Origin of the sequence: Hungatella sp. SL.1.14, from assembly GCF_024460495.1 — a bacterium.
GTDB lineage: Bacteria > Bacillota > Clostridia > Lachnospirales > Lachnospiraceae > Hungatella > Hungatella hathewayi.
The window spans coordinates 45,252-69,213 of record NZ_JANFYJ010000003.1; the positions used below are offsets into that span (position 1 = coordinate 45,252).

Sequence of the window (23,962 nt, forward strand, 5' to 3'; positions counted from 1 at the left end):
CAAAACGCTTGTAAAATCAAGCCTTTTCGGGTATAGTAAAAGATATCCGAAACGAAAAAACGGGGGAAAAGTACCATGAAATATGAAAATGCCGGCCAGATGAATTTTTTCTCGGAAATGGCGGAACATCAGATTTCAGCACGTGAATTTTTCAGCAACGTTCTGCTGGATTCTCTGGATCGAAATTTTGGCTTGAAGCATGTGCTGATTTCCTATTTTGATACACATGGGAGATTTCTCTCATGGATCAACCGGAATGGCATTCTGCTGGACTGTGAAGAGCATCCATACAGGAAGTTCGTTGCCAATGATGTAATCAGACATGTCGTTTATCAGGATGCGGTCCGTGATCATCTGACCTATTTTAATGTGCTCCCCAGGCTGTATAAGTCTACTGACATCATAAGCCCTGTCGATTACGCCCACTCCGCCTACGTCCGCTTTCTGGAGGAAAATTTCCATGCGCATTACAGTGTGACCATGGCATTCGGCATTAATGCATACATCCAGGTGGCATTTTTTAAGAGTGAGGAAAGCGGGGACTTTACGGACAAGGAGATCGAGGCGTTAAACGAGATCTATGTCTATGTGGCCAATTCCTACAAGAATTTCAAAAAGTACGAACAGGCCAAGATCGTATCAAATATTCAGAGTGAGATTATATCCTCCGGTGAAAAAGCATATTTTGTGACAGATGATTTTATGCACATCATGAGCTATAATAAGACGGCGCAGAATTACTTAAAAGAGATTTTGGGGCCGTCTGTGGCTGATCAGATCAGCACCACAACGCCGTGCAGCTGGCTTCCGTTTCTTTTGGGAGGCGAGGAGAATAACAACACGGCTGACCGCGTCCAGACGCGGGTGATCAAAAATTATATTTTTACAATCTACACCTACGATCAGAGCTATTCCAACGGAATCATAGACCGGTATCACTGGATAACCATCTCCAGGAAAGAGGAGGGAAAGCTTTTGGACGGCACCGGTACGATGCTGCCGCTGACGCAGGCGGAACAGAGAGTGGCGGAGCTGATGTACAACGGCCTGACCTATAAGGCCATTGCCGATGAGCTTGTGATCAGCTACCATACGGTGAAGAAGCACGTACAGAACATCTACACCAAGTGCGGGGTGAAAAGCCGGTTTCAACTGTATAAGTGGCTGGAGAACAGAGAGCAGTAAAAGAGTTTCAGGCGGAATCACAGACGGGACATTGTCCTGTCCGGGGTTCCGCCTGATTTGTTTTTTCCCGGTCTCCGGGTTCTGACTGCCTTCCTGTTTGTCGAAATAGGGAACATTCCCTATATGAAATACTACAGATGGCCACTTTTATCGATAAAAAAGGTTTGATATAATTTTAACATACAAGAGAAAGTGAACATTGGGAGGAGGGGATTGATTGCCGCAGCAGGGAATCATATTTAATATTCAGCGCTTTACAATCCATGACGGACCTGGGATGCGCACAGAACTGTTTTTAAAAGGCTGTCCGCTCCGGTGCCGGTGGTGCAGCAACCCCGAGAGCTGGACTGCTTACATACAGCCGGGGATATACAAGACAAAATGCATTTCGCGGGGGAAATGCGGGGCCTGTGAAGAGGTCTGTCCCGAGAAGGGGATCTTACATTTCACGCGCGGAAAGCTTACCGCCATCGACAGGAGTAAATGTACCAACTGCCTGGCCTGCTATGACGCCTGCCCTTCGGATGCCGTCAAGCAGTGGGGAAAGAGCATGTCTGTAGAAGAATGTATGAAGGAGATCCGGCGGGATAAAGGATACTATGAGCGGTCCGGCGGAGGCGTCACGGTATCAGGCGGGGAGCCGTTAATTCAGAGCGATTTTGTCGCAGAGCTTTTTCAGGCATGCAGGGACGAAGGAATCCAGACCTGCTGTGAATCCACATTCCATGCAGACTGGAAAGAGATCGAAAAGATACTGCCGGTCACGGACATCATGATTTCAGATATCAAGCACATGGATCCCGAAATTCATAAAGAGTATACAGGAGTCACCAACGACAGAATTCTGGCCAACTTAAAGAGGCTGACAGAAGAGGAACGGGAGCTGATACTCCGGATTCCGGTTATCCCCCACGTCAATGACGACAAAAAGAACATGGAAGCCACGGCCGATTTCATCCGGAATGAGCTGGGGGGCCGGGTCAGAACCCTGCAGCTTTTGAGCTTTATGCGCCTCGGTGAGGAGAAATACGCTTCGCTGGGGCTGCCGTATCAGATGGAAGACGTAAAGATCAACCGGAAGTCCTTCCAGAAGCATGTAGAAGAGATTGCAGAGTACTTTAACAGCCGGGGAATCCACTGTATGGTGGGGACGAAAGAGAAACAGTAATTGAAATTATATCATCATTTTAATCAGGAGGAATTTCCATGAATATGAATCACACAACCGCGTGTGGAACAGAACCGTTTGACCATGTCTACAGCCTGGGATATCAGGTACACCATGAAGACTGGTCCCCATTTCCAAGGGTCAACCATTTACGGCAGACTTTTTTAGACAGACCGTACGAGGTCGATGTGGAGCGGCTTAGATTAGTGACGGAAAGCTATAAAGAGCATGAAGTCTGTCCGCGCAAGCTCCAGTGCGCCTACGCTTTCGAGAACATCCTGCTCAATGCAGCGCTGTATATCGATGACGAGGACTTAATTCTGGGTGAGATTGCCGCACCGGTGAAGGCGTCGCCGATCTATCCGGAATTCTCCGTAAACTGGATTATCGATGAGATTCTTCATTCACCCTTTGAGGAGCGTGAACACGACCAGTTCTACATAAGAAATGACGAGGAAAGAAAAGAGATTATCGAACTCTGCAAATACTGGCAGGGAAAAACCGTAGACGACATGATCAACGTAAGGCTGGAAGACGAACAGATCAAGGGTTCCGAAGCCGGCAAGAAGATCTTCCAGACAAACCTCTACCATTTTGCAGGAACCGGCCATCTGGCGATTGATTACGCGAAGCTGATGAAGGTGGGCTACAACGGCCTGATCGAACAGGCGAAGGAGTGCCTTGGCAGACTGGATAAGAGAGATCCGGAATACGGTGATAAGAGGGACTTCTATCAGGCAATGATTATCATGCATGAAGCCGCGAAAAAATATCTGGAGCGCTACGCAAAGCTGGCGGAGGAATACGCGGAGAAGGAAACCGGTTCCGTGAGAAAGAAAGAGCTGGAAGCGATCGCAGAAAACTGCCGTCAGATCGCAGGCGGAGCACCGAAGACCTTCTGGCAGGCCCTGCAGCTATTCAACATTGCAACCACACTGATCCAGGTGGAAAGCAACGGCCACTCCATCTCCTACGGCCGCATGGACCAGTGGCTGTATCCGTTCTATGAGGCGGACATGAAGAATGGCACCATCACGAAGGAATTTGCTCTCGAGCTTCTCGAGGTAGTCTATGTCAAGGTGAATAACCCGACTAAGCTTAAGGATAAAGGCAGTATGGCGGTCCGCAACGGCCGCGGCTTCGGCGGCGAGAGCCTTACCATCGGCGGCGTGAACCGTGACGGCAGCGATGCAACCAATGATTTGACGATGATGCTTCTGGAGGCCTCCGCTCATACGCGTATGATGAACCCGTGGGTCTGCGTGCGTATGCATGAAAACACGCCGTACGAGTTAAAGGTAAAGACCGTGGAATGTATCCGCGCGGGCTACGGCCATCCGAAGCTTTTCAATGACGCCCCGGCCATTAAGGGGATGATGCGGAAAGGAATGACTCTGGAGGAAGCGAGAGATTACTGCGTTGTTGGCTGCGTTGAGATCGATCTGCCCGGCAAAGAATACGGCTGGCACGACGCCGCTTACGTAAATACAGCGAAGATGATGGAGATGGTATTAAACGGCGGACGCTGCTTAGACTGCGGCCCCCACTGCATGAGATGGGAAACATGCGGAGCCCTGGGAGAGCATCTCGGCCCGGATACCGGAAGTCTGGCCACCTATCAGAGCTTTGATGAGGTTTTAGAGAGCGTGGATAAGCAGTTTGCCTACTGGACCGACCAGATGTGCAGCAGCTTAAATATCATTGACAATACCCACCGGGCATTAAAGCCGGTTCCCTACGTTTCCGCATTTTATGAGGACTGTATGGAGTCAGGGAAGGATTTAACAGAAGGCGGCGCCAAGTACAACGGAACCGGTCCCCAGGCCAGCGGTATGGCTACCTGTGCAGACAGCCTGGCAGCCATTAAGCAGCTGGTGTTCGACGAGAAGCGATGCAGCGGAGCGGAGCTGCTTCAGGCGGTTAAGGATAACTGGAAAGGCCACGAGAAGCTGTATGCCCTTGTAAACAGCAGTAAGGTCCATCACTACGGCAATGACGACGATTATGCGGATGAGATGTTTAAGTATATGTTTGAATGCTACTGCAGACACATCAGGGGCAGAAAGAACCCCAGAGGCGGCGAGTTCAGCCCGGGCGTATACTCTGTCAATGCCAATGTAGCCATGGGCTTAAATACCAATGCTTCCGTGGACGGACGCAGGGCAGGCGAGGCGATCTCCGACAACATGGGCCCGGTACACACCGACGGCGGTTCCCACGATTTCAGCGGCCCCACCGCCGTGGTAAACTCCTTAACAAAGGTGGATCACAGCCTGGCGTCCAACGGCACGCTGATGAACTTAAGGTTTCCGGAGGAATCTGTGGCCGGTATCGAGGGAAGAGATAATTTAATCAGCTTTATAGATGAGTATATCGCCAAGCAGGCGATGCATGTCCAGTTCAATATTATGAGCTCCGCAACGATGCGGGCAGCACAGAAGAAACCGGAAGATTACAGAGACATGCTCGTGCGCGTCGCCGGATACAGCGCGTACTTTGTCGAGCTGGGCAAGCCGCTCCAGAAGGATTTAATTCAGCGTACAGAGCTCCATTTCTAAATTCTAATGAAAACACATAGGGGGATATTATGACTTTTGAGTTTGATTTTATACTTGTCGGATTAATGCAGATTTTCGGCTTTTTTGTTCAGGGCTGTACGGGATTTGGCTGTACGGTTATCGCTGCCTCGGTTACAAACGGACTTCTGGGAACAGCAGAAGGCGTGCCCTATGGCACACTCCTCACGATTCCGTTTTTATACTATTTGGGAGTGAAGGCGTGGCGCGAAGTTTCCTGGAAGGACTTACTGAAAATAGTTGCTCTGTGTGCTCCCGGCATTCTGATCGGTAATTACCTGTTTTACACAATCAGCCCGACGACCGCAAAAATCTGCATCGGCGCCATGGTAACGATCATTGCGCTGATGAATATCTACAAACATATCATCAGGCCGCTGGTTCTGAAAAAAGTGGATGATGAGGATGCGCCTGACACCACAGGAAAGAAGATTTTCCGCTACGGCTGTCTGATCCTGGGCGGTATTGTCCACGGTGCGTTTACCATCGGCGGCCCGCTGATTACGGTCTATACGATCGAGGCGGTGAAGGACAAGGAAAAATTCCGCAACACGATGAACATGGTATGGGTGGTTTTAAATACGTGGAATATTTACACGCAGTGGCGCAATGGCGCATTTACCCCCCGTATGTGGAGTGCGCTGGCGATTGGACTTCCGTGTGCTGCCATCGGTTTCTTCCTTGGCATGGGCTTCTTAAAGAGAATTAACCGTGAGCAGTTCTTACGTATTGTCTATTGTGTTTTATTGTTTATCGGTGCTAATATGTTCATTACCAGTCTGATGGCAGTTTTATAAAAAAGGAGAACAGAAATGAAAGAGTTTCGTTTTAAAATACCGCAGAATATTGAATTTGGAGTGGGAAGCTTAAAAAAGCTTCCCGAAATCCTGAAAGAGAACCAGTCGGAGCACGTGTTCCTGATCTCCGACCGGGGCCTGGAGAAGATTGGCGTGGTAAAGAAGATTCAGGACATTATTGAAGCCGCAGGAATCAGCTGCACGGCCTACCTTGATGTCATCCCGAACCCGACGACCGATATCGTCAATGAAGCCACCGGGCTCTACAAAGGCTGCGGCGCAACCAGTATTGTGGCTCTCGGCGGCGGAAGCTCCATGGACGTGGCGAAGGCGGTGGGCGTGCTCGTAAATTACGGCGGAAGCATCACCGACTATGAAGGAAATCATAAGGTTCCGGGACCGATCGTTCCGATGATTGCCATTCCTACAACCGCCGGGACCGGAAGCGAGGTTACAGCCTCCGCTGTTATCACGGATGAAGCCAGAAATTATAAGCTGTCCGTATTCAGCTATGAGATCCTCCCGAAATACGCGGTTCTGGACCCGGAACTGATCATGACGGCACCGGCCTCCATCGCAGCGGCCTGCGGAGTCGATGCGCTGATCCACGCGATCGAAGCGTACCTCTCCACAAACGCCTCCCCGTTCTCGGATGCGATGGCGGAAAAGGCGATGGAGTTAATCGGCGGCAATCTCCGCCAGTTTGTGGCAAACAGAAAGAATGAAGAGGCCGCCTGCGCCATGATGGCAGGCAGCAATTTCGCGGGAATTGCCTTCGCATGGGCAAGACTTGGCAACGTACATGCCATGAGCCATCCGGTCAGCGCGTATTTTAATGTTCCCCACGGCGTTGCCAACTCCATTCTTCTTCCTGCGGTGCTTGAGTATAATGCGCTTGCCGACGACGGCCGCTACGAAGTGATCTATAATTACGTCCGTCAGGGCAGTGAGGAATTAAACGGTTTTAAACCGGAGATGCTTGTTGAGGAGATCAGAAGGCTGAATGAGGATTTGGGAATTCCAAAATCGCTTTCCCAAGTGGGCGTCAAAGAAGAGCTGATTCCGGCCATGGCGGAGGACGCCATGAAGAGCGGCAATATTCCGGCTAACCCGAGACAGACAAACGTGAAGGATATTATGGAACTTTATAAGAAAGCATTATAAAAAGCATGATAAAACAGGTTTTTCAGAATGAACATCCCAGATGTTCAGATGGTGATCCGCTGCGGTCTGCGGTCTTCGGCCCGCAGCCTGCGGCGGTGATCCATGCATTTGGGATCTGTTTTTTACCTGAGATTGATAAAAAAAAGACAATCCATACCGGGGGATTCTGCACCAGCACAGCGGGGCAGGAACAAAATTTCGAAATACATCCGGGATTGTAAAATGGGGAGACGAGAGAATGTTTACAACTTTAGATAAGAAAAAACAGATTGGCTGGACCATCAGTATCCTGATTCCGCTGATCATTGCTTTTATTCCGGTTTCGGAGAATTTTACGGTAAGTCTGAAGCTTTTTTTTATGATTACGCTGTTTATGATACTGATTATCGCGTTTGAGCTGTTTCCGCTGCTGGTTTCGGCAATTCTTTTGCCGTCCTTATATATGGTCAGCGGGATTGTCCCGGCATCAGCAGCCTTTGGATCGTGGTCCAATACGACGGTCTGGATGGTTCTGGGCGGGCTGATTTTCAGCACGGTGCTGGATGAATGCGGCCTGTTAAAACGCATCGCCTATTTTGTGATCAGAAAATGCGGCGGAACCTACGGCGGTGTGGTATACGGCTGTTTCATGATCGGTATTGTACTGAACCTGGTGACCTTCTGTTATGGCTGGGTGATTGCAGGCGCGCTGATATTCGGTGTGTGCAAAGCGATGGGATTAAAACCGTCGCGTGAGTCCTCCCTGGTGTGCTTTGCCGGAACAATCGGCTGTACGGGGAGCACGGTATTTCTGTATTATCCAAGCTACTATTCCATGATAGAGACGTCCTTACAGGAATTTGTGCCCGGATACAGCATGGGGATGTTTACGACCTTTATCTACAACGGCTGTTTTATTCTTTGGTGTGTACTGACTCTTTTTATCCTGATGAAGGTATATAAGACAAAGGAGCTGGGAGCGAAGCTGAACCGGAAGATTTTTGATGAAAAATATGAACAGCTCGGAACGATGAGCAGCAAAGAGAAAAAAGCGGTTGTCATGATAGTCTTATTGTTTGTCTATCTGTTTTCATCAAACTTTACCGGACTTCCGGCGGCGTACGGATTTATGACAATTCCATACCTGATGTTCCTTCCGGGAATTGAGATAGGCAATACCGAGGTGATCGGGAGAATCAATTTTTCCATGATTTTCCTGGTGGCGGCCTGTCTCGGGATTGGCGTTGTGGGGGCAGCCGTTGGATTTGGTGATTTCCTGACTAATATTGCGGTACCTCTTCTTTCCGGAAGGAGTGTTCTGACAGTATGCATCTGCTTTATGCTTTTTGGAATGATTGCCAACTTCTTTATGACACCGCTGGCCATGCTGGGCGGCCTGTCCATTCCGTTTGCTCAGATCGCCGTGTCGCTGGGGGTCAATCCGGTCGTGGCCTGCATGATTCTCGTATACGCGTGTGAGATGCTGTTCTTACCATATGAATCCAACGGAAATCTGATCATGTACGAGTACGGCATGATGCCGATGAAGGATTTTATCAAACAGGAAGGCTTAAAGACCGTGATCATGTTTGCCGGATTTATTGCAGTCATGTTTCCGCTGTGGAATCTGTTCGGGTTGATGTAGGGCAAAACGGAGGCTGCAGGATGGTTCCATCCTGCACGGTAATGATCCGGCTGCTGCTTTTGGCCGCTTCCGGTGAGTGGGTTACCATGAGGATGGTCTGCCCGGTGGTCCGGTTGATCTTTTGCAGCAGGCTCATGATATCCGCCCCCGCTCTGCTGTCCAAGTTTCCCGTGGGTTCGTCGGCAAAGAGAATCCCGGGATTCCCGATGAGTGCGCGGGCGATTGCGACCCGCTGCTGCTGACCGCCGGATAATTCCCGGGGCGTGTGCCTGCGCCTGTCAGTCAGGCCCACCACCTCCAGGATCTGATCCAGGCGGTCTTTTAAGTGCTCCATTTTCTGGCCGTCCAGAAGCAGCGGGAGCATGATGTTTTCTTCGGCATTTAAGTTGGGGATCAGATTATAAAACTGAAAGACGAATCCGATGCTCCGGCGCCGGAGCATGCTCATTTCTTTATCTCCGAAGCCGGAGATATCGGTTCCGTTTAACAGGACACGGCCGCTGGTGGGGGTGTCAAGGCCGCCGAGAATATAGAGCAGCGTGCTTTTTCCGGAGCCGGACGGCCCCATAATCGATACGAATTCCCCCTGCATCACCTGTAAGGACAGGTCCTTTAATACCTCGGTTACGGCATCGCCGGTCCGAAAATTTTTAACAATATGCCTGCCTTCGACGGCGGCAGTTTTTCCCATTGATTTCATCTTTTCTTCTCCATTTCTATAGTCTAATCAACTTTGATTTCTTCCACCAGCTTCATGTTCCGGCTTTTCATGACAGGGACGACAGACCCCAGCAGCGTGACAGCGATTCCCAGAAGTCCGGAGGTCAGAAACACGGAGGCATCCAATTCCGGCACGGTCTGTATTTTGGGGCCTGCCACGAGGAATATGGTCTGGATTTCCATATAAGAGATAAAAACAGCGAGGACCGCACTGATCAGACCGGCTGAAACGCTTTCAATCACCGTGATTTTTACCATCTGGCGATTGGAGAGCCCGATGGATTGATACATGGCGGTACTGCGGCGCTTCTGGATATGGCCGATCAAAAGGTTGTTGACGACGCCGACCGCGGCCAGCAGCAGGATAAACCAGGTCATGCTGTGCATGGGCTTTAAAAAGGTTCCGACCGTGGTTAAGGCATCCGTGTTAAATTCCTCTACCGTGCGGCTCCAGTTGGAGGTTTCGCCAAACAGGCTGCGGAGCTGTACCATGATGGCGTCGGGATCGGCGGCGGTATAGGCAGCAAAGCCGTAGGAGGAGGCTCCGAAATCGGAGACTGCACAGGCGGACGGAATGACGGCTTCCACGTCGGTGGCCCTTGATTTAAAACTGCCGGCGATCAGATAGTCCTGCTGAACGGTACCGTCAGAAAGGGACAAAAGTCCGCCCACAGTACTGCCGGTCCGCTCCATGCAGTCCGTGCTCAGAATGACCGCGCGTCCGGAGGCAAAGGCGGATATGGCAGAAGCCTCCATATCCTTTTCCGAATAATGGAGCGCCATCATGGGGCCGTACCAGTCCAGCCGGTCGGTTGCCTCCAGCCGGTTCAGTGGGATGCCGTCCGCCGTCATCCGGCTGTTGAATACGTAAAGCGGCAGTACCTTTTCTATTCCCTCCATGTCCTTCAGCTGACTGATAAATTCCGGCTCCATGTGTCCGTCGGCAAAGCCGTCAAGCTCAGCTCCTGCAAAGACATCGCTTACATACGATGTGACAAAATTGCCGACAACCGTGATGGCAGTCACTGCGGAGATACTGATAAAGAGCAGCGTGATATTCTGCGCTGTATTTTTATTGTCCCTCATATTCCGGGCGGCCAGCCAGCCTTCATTTCCCAGGAACCGGCAAAAGAGTGGTGTAAATGCCGCAGAACAGAGGTTGGTAAGCGTGGGAATGAGCAGCACGGCTGCTGCGATCATTCCAAGGAGAGAGAAGCCGCCGGCCGGATACCGCATCGGGCCTGATACCAGACGGGGCAGAAGCGCAGAGACGAGAAACAGGAGCACACAGACACCGGAGAGGAATCTGACGGAAGTGCGGGGCTCTTCCACCGTGCCGAGGACGATGTCCTTCACCGGCAGGCGGCCTGCGCGGCGGATCGGAAGCCAGGCGGACAGGAATGCTGATATGACTGCCGCGGCAAGTGAGAATACGGCATAGAGCGGGGAGACCACTGCCGGAATTTCGATGCCCTGAGTCAGAGACTGTCCCATGCCGTGAAGGATCAGCTTCAGAAGGGCAGTACCTGCCGGTATCCCCAGAAGTCCGCCTGCGCTTCCGTACAGAAGGCTTTCCAGAAGAAAGATGCAGGTCACGGTCTTTTTCTCCGCACCAATACTGCGAAAGGTCCCGATCACCGGCAGCCGGTCCAGGGTAATTACTTTATAACTGCTGTAAATAATGAAGACACTCATGGTCAGTGAAAAAAAGCTGATGAGGAAAAAAGGCATGGATTTCTGCCTTGCGTCGGCCTCGATCTGCGCCTGGTTGACCGTCTCGGATACGTGATAGGCGGGAGCGGGCAGGGCTGCGGATAATTCGCGTTTCAGCGCGGCAGTGTCGGCACCGGTTACGGGTTTTATCAGGATTTCGCTGTATCCGTCTGTCTGATCCAGGAGTCCGGCCAGGGTGGAGAGAGGAAGGAGCGCGGTCACCCCTCTTGTATGGCGGAGGAAAACGGTATCATAGTTGGCGATGTCCGCGACCCTCAGCGGAACCGGGGTGCCGTTTATCTGTAAATGAATGGTGTCGCCTTTCTTAATTCCGTATTTGGATGTGAAACGGTCGGGCAGGATCACCTGGCTGCCGGTGAAATCCGTGATTTTTTTACCGTTTGCCAGATGGGGCGGGTTGATTTTGTCCAGCTGCGTTAAGTCTGCGGCAAGTAAATCAACGGTCTCATAATAGCCGTCTTCGTGGTAGAGAGCCGACCCCTTTAAAACTCCCACTCCTGCGTCGATGGAAGGCAGCGGGGGAATCTCATCGGTCCCCACAGCCCGGTCCGCCGCCCTGACGGAGAGAACCGCACTGCCGGCCATTCCCCTCGCCATTTTCTGCTGTGCACTTTCGTAGGAGGCACCGATGGAAAAGGATACAAAGAGAAGCATGGACGAGAGCAGAACAGACAGGAACATGACCGCCGTCCGCAGCTTCCGCTCTTTGATATTGGTTAGAATATATTTCAGTATGATCTTCATTGCAACACCTGCTTTCAGTAGAAAAATTGTCTTGCTGCAGAAACGCGTTCCCGATATATAAAAAAAGCTGACAGCTATCATGTAAATCATGATAAACTGTCAGCCTTAAACGAACGTTCAGATAACCTTAAGTAACCTTAAGAAACAGGAAATTCTATCGAAAATACGATTCCTGCGCCGGGAGAGCCGGCAGCGGAGATGGTTCCGCCGTGCAGTTCGATGATGCTTTTTGCAATCGCCAGGCCCAGACCGGTTCCTTCCGGCTTCTCTCCGGTACTGGTACCGCGGTAATAGCGGTCAAAAAGGTGTTTGATCTCTTCCGGTCTCATGCCGTATCCGTTGTCAGCCACCTGGATACACGGCGAACCGCCGGAGACGGTTATCCGGAGCGAGACCTCCGCCTGTGCGCCTCCATGTACGAACGCATTGATGATCAGATTCCGAAAGGCTCTCGCCAAAAGCTTTGAATCAAACGAATAGAAGAGCGTGTCCTTTGCGCTGTCGAAATGGATGATGCGGTTCTCATATTCGGGTGAATTTAAAAGATCAATGGCCAGTTCTCTCAGGAAGCGGACCATATCCTGACATTCCCGATTCACAGGGAGCAGACCGCTTTCTAATTGATAAGTCAGCTTCAGATCTTCGATGAGCGCTTCCAGGCAGGAGACATTTTTTAACATGACGGCGGCGTAGCGTCCGTAATTGTCCTCCTGCCCGGCGTTTCCATCCCGTATGATCTCCGCATAGCCTTTGATCGGGGAGAGAGGAGTCTTCAGATCGTGGGTGATATTGGTAATCCATTCTTCGCGCATTTTCTCCGTCTCTTCCCTCAGGCGGTCGCTGGCTCTGATCTCGGAATCCAGTGCATTTAAGCCGGCGTATAAATCCTCGAATGTGCCGCGGCGGTGATCGGGAAGATAACAGCGAAGCGAGATATCATGAATGGAGGCAGTCAGCCGTTTTAACTGTCTGGCAGTCCAGAAGCCATAGAGCGCGCCGGTGATGAGAATGACCGGGAGCAGCACGCATAAGAGCGTCAGAATGACGGTCCTGCCGCCCGAAAACCGTTCGCCGTTTAAGTACATGGTGACGGCGGAGATTCTCATGGGGAAGCAGAGAAGATAGACGTAGTCTTCCCCCGCGTTATGGGCCGTGCCGGCAAATACGGAGATGGTGCGCTGTCCGGCGGCAGGGAATCCGTCCCGGGTAAGTTTTAGCAGTTCTGCGGCGGTATAGGATTCGCGGGCAGAATCAGGCTTCCCATAGCTGTACGCTTCCCGGCCATCCGGGTTCAGAATCTGGAGACCTGCGCCGTTGTCCTGAAGCAGGGCAGTTCCGGCCTGTGTAACGCAAGGCACGCCGTTTTGGAAGATAATCTGTTCTGCAAAACGGTCTGTAAACGCTTTCGGCCAGTCACTTCGGATAGGAGATCCGTCCGGCTTCTGAACCGTGATCAGTAAGAAAAAGAGTGAAACAGCCGCCAGTATGGTGCCGAGCAGCGTCAGGAGAAAGATAAAATATATATGGAATGTGGTGCGGTAACCGGATTTTTTCATCTATTCGATCCTCTTTTTAAGCTTATAACCCAGGCCTTTTACGGTGATGAGCTGCTGCGGCTTCGAAGGATCTGCCTCTGTTTTTTCTCGGAGATGGCGGATATGTACCATGATCGTGTTGTCGCAGATACAGCTGCTTTCCCCCCAGACCTGCTCGTAGAGCCGTTCTTTGCTTATGATTTTGTCCGTATTTTCCATAAGATAGGAAAGCAGGAGGAATTCGCGTCCCGTAAGGCTGATCTCCCGGCCATTCTTCCAGACACGTCCGCTCTCCTGATCCAGGGAGAGCGGGCCTGCGGTTAAGACAGAGGACACAGCAGGAGAAGGCGCGTTCTGATAGCTCTGGCGGCGAAGCTGGGCTTTTACACGGAAAGCGACCTCACGCGGGCTGAAGGGTTTGGTAATATAATCGTCTCCCCCGGAGGAGAGACCAAGAATTTTATCGATATCATCATTTCTGGAGGAAAGAAACAGGATGGAGCAATAAGAAAACTCCCGGATCCGGCGGCAGACCTCCAGACCGTCCATATCCGGAAGCATGACATCTAAAATGACGGCATCCGGCTGAAATTCGCGGCAGAGCGTTACCGCTTCACTGCCTCTGTAAGCTCTTCGGATTTCCAGAAAGCCGTCCTGACGCAGAACTTCCTCCATGAGATCTACAATATCTTTTTCGTCGTCTACTAATAAAATTTTACTGTCTGTCATGGCCGCCTGCTTTCTGATGCGTGATTTATCTGTTACTGCCTTGCCGTTTCCTTATTATAACATGATTCTGCTGCCGGCAGCAACCGGAAGCGGAGGAATCGATTGCACTAAAAGTTCTGTTGTGGTAAAATCCAAATAGTATGTGTACAGAGGCGCCGCACCGAGGTGCTGCAAAAGACGGGAGAAATTACAATGCCTAAAAAATTACTCGCACTGTTCCTTGTTCTTACCTGCGCAGCATCGGCCATTACAGGCTGCAGCAGCAGTAAAAACAGAGTAGTGAATGAAGATAACCAGATTGATCAGGAGATCGTAACCATCACATTTTTCGGCAACAAATATGAGCCTGAGAATGTAATTGTAATCGAGCAGATTATATCGGATTTCATGAGGGAGAACCCGTCTGTCCGGGTGTCCTATGAAAGTCTGAAGGGGAATGATTATTTTGAGGCTTTGGAAAAGCGAATGGAGCATGGCAGAGGCGACGATATCTTTATGGTGAACCATGATGTACTTCTGAAACTGGAAGCGGACGGGCAGGTCGCGGATCTGTCAGGACTTTCCACACTGCCTGATTTTACGGATGAGATGAGGAGCCAGATGGGAGAGGGGAAAATCACCTGGGTTCCGACAACCGTATCGATCTTCGGCCTTTACTGCAATCTGGATTTACTGAAGGAACATAAACAGGAGGTTCCCGGGACACTGTCTGAATGGGAAGCCGTCTGCGAATATTTTGTAAACTGCGGGATTACACCGGTTATAGCCAATAACGATATCTCATTAAAGACACTGGCCATTGGCCGGGGCTTTTGGCAGGTATATCAGGATAAGCGCCAGACGGAGGTGTTTGGCCAGCTTAATCACGGCAGGGAGACACTGAGCGAATACTTAACAGACGGTTTTTCGATTGTGGAGACGTTTATCCGCAGGGGATATCTGGACGCGGAAAAGACGTTAAACACCAAAAAGACCTCCGACGATTTGAACGATTTTATCCGGGGAGAGTCCCCTTTTCTGTTAACCGGCGCCTGGGCGGCCGGGCGTGTGGCCGGTATGGAACCGGACTTCCGGTTTGAGGTGGCTCCGCTGCCGATTCTCGACGAGGGCAGTATGCTGGTGATTAATCCCGATACCCGTCTGAGCATCAATGCGCAGAGCGATCATTTTGATGCTGCCATGAAGTTTGTGGAGTATTTTACAAAAGCCGAAAATATACAGAAGTTTGCCGACCAGCAGTCTTCCTTCAGTCCGCTGAAAGGGGGGAGCCCCTCCTCCGTTTTAGAGATTCAGCCCCTGATTGCCTGCTATGAATCAGGACAGACGGTGATTGGAACCGACGATCTGCTGAAATTACCCATATGGGAGCTGACGGCGGAAGTCTCACGGAAGCTGCTGGCAGGGGAAGAACTGGAATCTGCCATGAGCTGGATGGATCAGCAGGCTCAGGAAAGGATTGTACCATGATAAAGCAGCAGGAGGGAAAAGCAAGGATAAAAATAGCCATGGTAGCGCTTCTCGTCAGTGCGCTCATTGCATTCATCAGTGTCTTTTTTGTGAGCGCAGTGCGCGAGCAGCTCTGGCAGCAGTCTGTCGGTACCATTCGGGAGAGTACCCAGCAGGGAATGAATACACTGCGGGTTCAGCTGCAGGAAGAGTATGGGGAAATGGAATCCATGGCCGGTTATCTGAACCAGTACGACGCCGGCCAGCAGGAGGAGCTGAACGTGCTGATCAGCAGTTATGACCGTGTGGACGGCAGAATTTCATTCTATCTGGAAGACGGCCGTATTTTTCCGGAAGGGAATCCCGGTGACACGGCAGCTGCGGAGTTTCTGGCCAGTGCTTCCGGGGAACAGGGGATTATTGATCCCCATATCTGCAGTGCCAACGGGGTCAACGAGTTTAACCTGTACAGAAAAGCAGTGCTTAAGGATGGAACCGCAGGGTATCTTTTAAAGTCCTACGATGTGGGAGAGATTGTGGACAGCTTTACCGTCTCATTCTATCACGACGCGGGCTTTTCCTACGTGGTGGACATGGATGGGAATGTGCTGATCCGTCCGCCGCATCCGGGCAGCAACAAGACGGTGCAGAACCTGTTTGACATGCTTCCGGACTCTCAGAATGATTCTGATAAACTGGCGCAGTTTGCGCAGTCCCTGATCGATAAGCGGACAGGCTGGGCTACCTTTACCTATCAGGGGGAAGACACGGTATTCTGCTATATACCGCTGGGACTGAATTCGGACTGGTATCTGATTTCGATTATTCCCCAGGATGTGGTGGAAGCGCAGACGAATCAGATTTTAATCCGCACCTTTATTCTGATTGCGTTTATTCTGATCGGACTGGCTGTGCTGGTGACTGTTTACTTACGGTACGTCAATCAGATGAACCGGAAGCTCAGGAGCCAGGCCGGTTATATCGCGCATCTTTACAATGCGATACCGGAAGGGATCGCGCTGATGTCAGTGGAGGCGCCTTACCGCCTGCTGCAGCTGAACCGGGAAGGAATGCGGCTGCTGCATGTTCAGGAGGAGAACTCCAATGGAAAGCAGCTGATCGATTTCGTCCATCCGGACGATTATCCGATGGCTGCAGATATCTTCCGGGCGGCGGCCGGAGATGACAGGAAGCACTCCTTTGAGAACCGTGTCGTGAGGGAAGACGGGAGCTTTTTCTGGTCAGGCGGCCTGGTGGAGAAAACGCTGAACGAAGACGGAACGCCGATCCTGATCGCCACGTTTCATGACATTACCATGGAAAAGCTGGCGGAAGAAGAGGCGGAACGGGAGAAGCTTCAGGAGCGCAGGATGCTGATCAGTGCGATCTCCAACGTGTTCCCCGTCATTATCAGTCTGAATTTAACCAGCGATACTTTAAACTTTATCTATCTTCAGCCCGGCCTGCTGGCTGAAATGGGCGGACAGGAATCCTTCAGCAGACTGTACCAGGATTTCATGGAGGCGGTACATCCGGACTTCCAGGAGGATTTCCGGAATCGTCTGTCACCGGAAAATCTGAAAAAAACACTGGGCAGCAGCCGGCAGGAAGTGTTTTTGGAGGCCAGGATTTTATTGACGGATGGCCGGTATCACTGGACCTCCACCCAGATTATCTACGTGGAAAATCCTTATTCCGGCGACCAGCTGGCGATTCTTTTATCACGCCGGATTGATGAACAGAAGCATGAGGAGGAACAGCACCGCCAGGCGCTTCAGAGCGCTCTGGAGAGTGCAAAGGCGGCCAGTGTGGCAAAGAGCCGGTTCCTGTCTAATATGAGCCATGATATCAGAACGCCGATGAACGCCATTATGGGAATGACTGCGATCGCAGCCTCACATATGGACGATCAGGAGCGGGTGCGGGAGTGCCTGAGAAAGATTAATCTGTCGAGCAGCCATCTGCTCAGCCTGATCAATGATATTCTCGATATGTCTAAGATTGAGAGCGGAAAGATATCCCTGCGGGACGAACCGTTTAACTTTGCGGAGCTGGTGGCAGAGGTGGCGGAACTGATACGCCCTCAGGCTGACGCGGGTCACCTGGATATGAACCTCAGTCTGATGGATTTAAAAGATGAACTGGTAGCTGGAGATCCCCTCCGGGTCCGTCAGATCTGTTTTAATGTTCTGAGCAACGCCGTAAAATATACGCCGGAAGGCGGTCACATCAGCGTGAGGCTGTATCAGAGGGACAGCGGGCGAAGAGAGTATCAGAATTTTATATTTGAGTGCTCGGATACCGGCCTTGGCATGAGTCCGGAATTTCTGGATAAGCTTTTTCTGCCGTTTGAGCGGGTGCAGGATTCCACCCACAGCAGGGTAACCGGAACCGGCCTGGGTATGGCGATAACGAAGAATATTGTGGATATGATGGGCGGCGATATCCAGGTGGAGAGTGAACTGGGAGAAGGCTCTGCATTCACCGTGACGCTGCCGCTCCGTTTACAGAATGTTCCGCCGGAGGAGGTTTCTTCAAAATGGCTGGGCATTCACTGTCTGATTACGGATGACGACGTGCAGACCTGCAAAAGTGTCACGGAGCTTCTTGAGGATATCGGGATGCGTGCGGAATTTACGACAGAGGGAGTCACGGCGGTCAGCCTTGCGGCTCAGGCCATGGAACGTGAGGACCCGTTTGAGCTGATGATCATCGACTGGAAGATGCCGGATATGGATGGAGTGGAGATCACGAGGCGCATTCGAAAGACAGCGGGAGATGAAGTGCCGATCATCATTCTGACGGCATACGACTGGTCCGAGATTGAGGAAGAGGCCAGAGCGGCGGGAGTGACGGCTTTCCTGGCGAAACCGTTCTACCGCTCGAAGATCTGCTATCTCCTCCGGGAACTGGAGGAGAAAAAGAGTCCGGCGGATGATAAGGAGACTGCGGTCAGCCACGATTTTAGGGGCAGACGCGTCCTGCTGGCGGAAGACAATCTGCTGAACCGGGAGATTGCCCATACTCTCATTGAAGAGATGGGAGCATCTGTGGAAGATGCATGTGACGGTGCGGAGGCGGTTCGGAAGGTAGCCGCTTCGGAAGAGGGATACTACAGCCTGATTCTGATGGATGTGCAGATGCCTGTCATGAGCGGGTACGAGGCGACGAAAGCCATACGGAAGCTGGAACGCCGGGATGCCGGGAGGATTCCCATCGTTGCCATGACTGCCAATGCATTTGAGGATGACAGGCAGGAAGCGCTCCGTGCGGGGATGAACGCCCATTTTTCCAAGCCGATCGATGTCAAAGAGCTGGAGATGCTGCTGAGCCGGTATCTGGAGAGAACAGAAGAGAATGAGGAATGATAATTCAGGAAGCGGAGGCGGGGGCGCGATGAAGGATTTTAAAGTATCAAAGAAGCTATTTATCTCATATGCAGCCATCATGATCCTGTTTGTGGTAAGCTGTTTTGTGAGTATTACTGATTTTGTCAGTCTGGGGAAACAGATCGAGGCGTTCTATACCGGACCATTTACGGTAAATGAGAGCGCCAGTATCATCAACTCGAACTTTGAACGGATGCAGAAGGCTGTTTACAGATCCATTTCCAATACGGATCCTGAGATTACAAGCGAAGCGATTGCCAATGCCAGGGAATGCGCGGTTGCCATACAGGAACAGGTACCGGTTGTTAAGTCGCATTTTAAGGGCGATCAGCAGATCATAGACCGGCTGGAGGCTGCGCTGGAGAAACTGGAGCCGATGAGAGAGACGGTTCTTTCCCTTGCGGCAGAGAATAAAAACGCCGAGGCGGCGGACTATATGGAACACAACAACATCCTTGTGATTCATGAGGCACAGGAACAGCTGAATCAGTTAATAGAGAGCGGAAACCGGATGGGAGCGAGCCTGGTCTCCGGATTGAAAGAGAAACAGGCGCGGGCCGTGGTTAGCCTGATACTGCTGGGAAGTGCAAGTATGGCGGTCAGTATCGTCTTCGGGATCTATATAACACGCGGGATCACACGGCCGGTCAGGGAGCTGGAGCAGGCGGCTCTTGCCATGGCAAGGGGAGAGTTTTCTACTGTCCGTGTCGAATACGAATCCAAAGATGAACTGGGAAATCTTGCTTTCAGCATTCGCAGCATGGTGGATACTCTGGCGAATGTCCTTCAGAGCGAAACCCAGATGCTCAATGAGATGTCAGAAGGGAATTTCAGTGTCCGCAGCGGCAAAGACGAGTACTATATCGGGGAATTTGAGCGGCTTCTGTGTTCCATGCGCAAGATCAATCACGGATTAAGTGCGCTTCTGCTTCAGATCAGCCAGTCGGCAGACAGCGTGGCGGCCGGTTCAGAACAGGTATCCTCCAGTTCGCAGAATTTGGCCCAGGGAGCCACAGAACAGGCTGCTTCCGTAGAAGAACTGACCGGAATGATGAACGAAATATCGGATCAGGCGTACCGGAATTCCAGGGATGCACAGGAGGCCAGTGAAAAAACTCAGACTGTCAGAGACAATGCGGCGGAAAGCAGCCGCTGTATGCAGGAGATGCTGCATGCAATGGCAGAGATCAGTGATAAATCCGATGAGATCAGAAAAATCGTTAAGACGATTGAGGACTTTTCATTCCAGACCAACATCCTGTCGCTGAATGCGGCGGTGGAGGCTGCCCGTGCCGGGGACCGGGGCAAGGGTTTTTCCGTCGTGGCCAATGAGGTGAGGAGTCTGGCAAGCCAGTCGTCCGCTGCTTCCAGAAATACCGCAGCCCTGATTCAAAGTTCTCTCCAGGCGGTAGAGAACGGCAGAAAGATAGCCAATGAGACGAGTGAGGCGCTGACGGCAGTGGTCCAGGGGATTGAAACGGTGTCAGAGCTGCTGCACCAAATCACAGAGGCGTCATTAAAGCAGTCTGACGCGAACCGGCAGGTCACTGAGAATATCAATCTGATCTCCGATGTGGTTCAGACAAACTCATCCACGGCGGAAGAATGTGCCGCCGCAAGCGAGGAGCTGGCTTCCCAGGCACAGTTATTAAAGGAACTGGCCGGTAAGTTTCGATTAACGGATATCAATGATCGGAAGGTGTGAGAGATCGGGCAGAATATGGAACCCCGCCACCATTCCTATGCGTAACAGAAAACACCGGGGAAAGTCCGGCGGCTTTGAGTGAAGGCTCAAAGCCGCCGGACTTTTTGTGCTGCCGAAGCCCCTGCCGGAGGATACGGAAGCTGCCTGAAAGCTTCTCACTGTGAAGTATTGTGTTTTCTTTAAAACTGAATTATAATTGAAAGAGTCGTATATGAACAAGCTTTGTATCTGACAGATTATGGGGGATAAAACGGATGGAAGTGAATTTAAGCTATGACCAGTTGAATGATGAATACAGCATGCTGATGAGTGTGTTGGGAGCCAGTGTCAGCAAGCATCTGATCGATGAACACTATACCTGTATCTGGGCGAATGATTATTACTATGAATTAATCCATTATTCCAAGCCCGAATACGAAGCATTGTTTCAAAATCACTGTGATAAATATTTTTATAATAACCCGGAAGGCTGGAAGCTGCTCACGGAAAAGATTAACTCTGCGCTGGAGAAAAAGGAGAAGAGGTACACAATCTTTCTGCCCATGATTTATCCGGATGGAGAAAAATTCTGGGTCAAGCTGCAGTCGGTATTTACAGATGAGTGTATTGACGGATATCCCGTCGCCTACACTACGATGACGGATGTGACTGAGATGGTGCTGGCGCGCCAGGAGCAGGAGTATACGCAGCAGGTCGTCGAGAAAGTGACGCAGGAGCAGGAGATGTTAATGGGGGCGCTGAATGTCAGCGTCAGCAAGCATCTGATTGACGAACATTTTACGTGCGTCTGGGCCAACGAGCATTACTATAAACTGATCGGCTATCCGAAAGCAGAGTACGAGGCACTGTTTCACAATCATGCCGATGAATATTACAGAAATAATCCCGAGGGCTGGGAAATGCTTGCGAATAAGGTTCAGTCCGTTCTGGAAAGAGGAGAAGACCAGTATGAACTGATTATACCCATGAAATATAAGGATGGAACCGGATACTGGGTGAAGGTGTTCAGCTATTTCACAGACGAATATATCAACGGCATCCGCACATCCTATACCGTTATGACCGATGTGACGGAACTGGTACATATGAAGGATGAGCAGGAGATGCTGATGAAAACGATGAAGGTCAGCGTCAGCAGGCATCTGGTGGATGAACATTTTACCGTGCTTTGGGCCAATCATTTTTATTACGAACTGATTGGGTATTCGAAGCAGGAGTATGAAACATTGTTTCACAACCACTGCGATGAATATTTTCAGAACAATCAGGACAGCTGGAACGCGATTCACCGCAAGATTAACCAGATGTATGAGAATGGGAAAAAGAGCTATGAGGTCTTTCTTCCCCTTAAGATACCGGATGGCTCTACCTGCTGGGTTAAAATGGTGGGCTTCTTTACAGATGCCCGTCAGGACGGAAAGCAGCTGGCCTACACCACCATGGTCGATGTCACGGATATGATACAGATTCAGCAGGAAAAGACCATCGCCTACGATAATATCCCGGGTTTTATTGTCAAATACCGGGTTCTTCCGGAACGGCTTGAAATGATTGAGGCAAGTGACCGCATCACGGATATCTTCGATGTGGATCTCAGCCGTCTTTCGGCCCTGGACTGCTACTCCATTCTCCAGCCGGAGAGCAGAGCGGTGCTGGAGGCCAATCACCCCAGCTTTCTCAGGCGGGAACCTTTTGAGGGAAGTATCTGCGTGAAGGATAAGTATGGCCGGGACCGCTGGTTTCAGATTCACTGTGCGTGTATTGATTTCGTCGCGGATGATCCGGTCTATCTGACTGTCTTTATCGATATTACCGATATAACGGAACTTCGGGAGCTGCAGAGCAAGCTGGAAGAGCGCACGGTTATGCTGAACACCGCCCTTGAGGAAGCGAAACAGGCCAATGAGGCCAAATCGGATTTCCTTTCCCGTATGAGCCACGACATCCGCACTCCGATGAACGTGATAGCGGGTATGACAGAGATAGCCGGTTCTCACGTATATGAGCCGGAACGCGTGAAGGACTGCCTTCAGAAGATACGCCTTTCCAGCCACCATCTTCTTGGTCTGATCAATGACGTTCTGGATATGTCCAGAATTGAAAACGGGAATTTCCATATTAATATGGTGCCTGTTTCGCTCCCGGCAGTTTTAAGAGAAGTGATTATGATTACGCTGGCCGGAATCCGCGAGAAGGCTCAGATCTTCGACGTTCATCTGGTGAACCTGGAGGATGAGCAGTTTTACAGTGATGCACTCCGTCTTCGCCAGATCCTGTTGAATCTGCTGTCCAACGCCTGCAAATTTACGCCGGTGTCGGGACGGATCGTCTTTGAAGTGGAGCAGAAGGACAGAACTGCGCTTATATTTACCGTTTCTGATACCGGCGCGGGAATGAGTCCGGAGTTCCTTGAACATATATTTGAAGCGTTCACCCGCGAGCAGGACAGCAGGACAGACCAGATTGAGGGAAGCGGTCTCGGGATGTGCATCACAAAAAGGCTGGTGGATATGATGGAGGGAACCATTACCGTCAGCAGCTGCCCGGGAAAGGGAACCACGTTCCAGGTGACACTTCCCGCGGCGGTTGTCCAGGAGGAAGAAGAGACGGCATTCCAGGGAGTCCGTGTTCTGCTGGCCGATCATGATCCGGCAGTCCTTCAGTATGGCTGCCAGGCACTTTCTTCGCTGGGAGCAGAGGCGGAAGGTGCTGGAAGCGGTGAAGAAGCGGCCAGGCTGGTACTTTCCCGGCACAGGGAAGGCCGCGAGTTCAGTGCCGTGATTTTGGATTTGGATTTATCGGAGCCGGATTGGCTGGAGACGGTAAGAAAGATTCGGGAGGCCGGAGACGGCAGCCGGCCGCGCCTTATTCTATCCGCGTATGACTGGAACGACAGGAAGGAAGAGGCGATGCGCGCAGGAATCTGCGGATTCGTAGAAAAGCCGCTGTTTCGCTCCGCGTTAAAGGAGTGTCTCCTGGAACATCTAAACGGCAAAAAGCAATCGGAGCATCAGCAGATGTCCTTTGATTTCAGCGGAAAGACGTTCCTGCTGGCGGAGGACAATGAGTTAAACCGGGAGATTGCACTGGAGCTTCTGGGCAATATGGGAGCCGGGATGGAGACTGCGGTCAACGGCGAAGAGGCTGTAAAACGGTTTAAGGAGAGTCCGCCCAATTATTATTCTCTGATTTTAATGGATATACAGATGCCGGTGATGAACGGCTACGAGGCCGCGCGCGCAATCCGCTCGATGGACCGGCCGGATGCGAAAGCCGTGCCGATCATTGCCATGACGGCTGACGCCTTTGTAGAGGACATTCAGAATGCAAAGGCTGCCGGTATGAACGGACATATGGCCAAGCCCCTGGATTATGAGGGGCTGTCGCAGGAGATCAATAAGTATCTGAAGTAACAGCGGGATGCCGTGTTTAAAATTTCCTTTCTC

The 23,962-nt window shown here is 51.2% G+C and carries 14 protein-coding genes; 10 read left to right on the plus strand and 4 right to left on the minus strand.

Annotated features, from left to right (window positions below; translation table 11 throughout):
* Positions 1-75: 75 nt before the first annotated feature.
* The 6 genes from NE473_RS04185 (at position 76) to NE473_RS04210 (ending at position 8,514) form a co-directional block, all read left to right on the plus strand.
* Complete coding sequence (locus tag NE473_RS04185) at positions 76-1,185, plus strand: response regulator transcription factor (RefSeq protein ID WP_055649261.1); 1,110 nt, start codon at positions 76-78, stop codon at positions 1,183-1,185.
* Positions 1,186-1,402: 217 nt separating this feature from the next.
* Positions 1,403-2,353: a (2S)-3-sulfopropanediol dehydratase activating enzyme gene (gene hpfH, locus NE473_RS04190; protein WP_006774405.1), complete on the plus strand. Its 951-nt coding sequence runs from the start codon at positions 1,403-1,405 to the stop codon at positions 2,351-2,353.
* Between the two features lie 38 nt (positions 2,354-2,391).
* On the plus strand, positions 2,392-4,911 hold the full coding sequence (gene hpfG, locus NE473_RS04195) for a (2S)-3-sulfopropanediol dehydratase (protein WP_055649262.1): 2,520 nt from the start codon (positions 2,392-2,394) through the stop codon (positions 4,909-4,911).
* Between the two features lie 29 nt (positions 4,912-4,940).
* The gene (locus tag NE473_RS04200) at positions 4,941-5,726 is read left to right on the plus strand and encodes a sulfite exporter TauE/SafE family protein (protein WP_006774407.1); all 786 of its coding nucleotides are present in this window, start codon (positions 4,941-4,943) and stop codon (positions 5,724-5,726) included.
* Between the two features lie 15 nt (positions 5,727-5,741).
* Entirely contained in the window at positions 5,742-6,890 is a 1,149-nt protein-coding gene (locus NE473_RS04205; RefSeq protein WP_006774408.1) for an iron-containing alcohol dehydrogenase, read from the plus strand.
* Between the two features lie 238 nt (positions 6,891-7,128).
* Positions 7,129-8,514, plus strand: coding sequence for an SLC13 family permease (locus NE473_RS04210; protein WP_055649264.1), 1,386 nt, complete (start codon positions 7,129-7,131; stop codon positions 8,512-8,514).
* Here NE473_RS04210 and NE473_RS04215 read toward each other — a convergent pair.
* From NE473_RS04215 to NE473_RS04230, 4 genes are all read right to left on the minus strand, one after another.
* On the minus strand, positions 8,477-9,214 hold the full coding sequence (locus NE473_RS04215) for an ABC transporter ATP-binding protein (RefSeq protein ID WP_055649265.1): 738 nt from the start codon (positions 9,212-9,214) through the stop codon (positions 8,477-8,479). The two genes, NE473_RS04210 and NE473_RS04215, sit on opposite strands and share 38 nt — an antisense overlap.
* Before the next feature lie 23 nt (positions 9,215-9,237).
* Positions 9,238-11,712 carry an ABC transporter permease gene (locus NE473_RS04220; protein WP_055649266.1) on the minus strand — a complete coding sequence of 825 codons (2,475 nt, stop codon included), beginning with the start codon at positions 11,710-11,712 and terminating at the stop codon, positions 9,238-9,240.
* Between the two features lie 137 nt (positions 11,713-11,849).
* Positions 11,850-13,268, minus strand: a complete 1,419-nt coding sequence (locus NE473_RS04225; protein WP_055649267.1) for a sensor histidine kinase — start codon at positions 13,266-13,268, stop codon at positions 11,850-11,852.
* The gene (locus NE473_RS04230) at positions 13,269-13,976 is read right to left on the minus strand and encodes a response regulator transcription factor (RefSeq protein ID WP_055649268.1); all 708 of its coding nucleotides are present in this window, start codon (positions 13,974-13,976) and stop codon (positions 13,269-13,271) included. It abuts the gene before it with no gap.
* A gap of 192 nt (positions 13,977-14,168) precedes the next feature.
* Between NE473_RS04230 and NE473_RS04235 the strand changes: the two genes are divergently transcribed.
* From NE473_RS04235 to NE473_RS04250, 4 genes are all read left to right on the plus strand, one after another.
* A complete protein-coding gene (locus NE473_RS04235) occupies positions 14,169-15,443 on the plus strand; it encodes an ABC transporter substrate-binding protein (protein ID WP_055649269.1) in 1,275 nt (424 codons plus the stop codon).
* Positions 15,440-18,790: a response regulator gene (locus NE473_RS04240; protein WP_055649270.1), complete on the plus strand. Its 3,351-nt coding sequence runs from the start codon at positions 15,440-15,442 to the stop codon at positions 18,788-18,790. Before NE473_RS04235 ends, NE473_RS04240 begins: the two co-directional genes overlap by 4 nt.
* Before the next feature lie 28 nt (positions 18,791-18,818).
* Positions 18,819-20,516: a methyl-accepting chemotaxis protein gene (locus NE473_RS04245; protein ID WP_243138589.1), complete on the plus strand. Its 1,698-nt coding sequence runs from the start codon at positions 18,819-18,821 to the stop codon at positions 20,514-20,516.
* A 254-nt stretch (positions 20,517-20,770) separates the two neighbouring features.
* A complete protein-coding gene (locus tag NE473_RS04250; RefSeq protein ID WP_055649271.1) occupies positions 20,771-23,929 on the plus strand; it encodes a response regulator in 3,159 nt (1,052 codons plus the stop codon).
* Positions 23,930-23,962 lie beyond the last annotated feature (33 nt).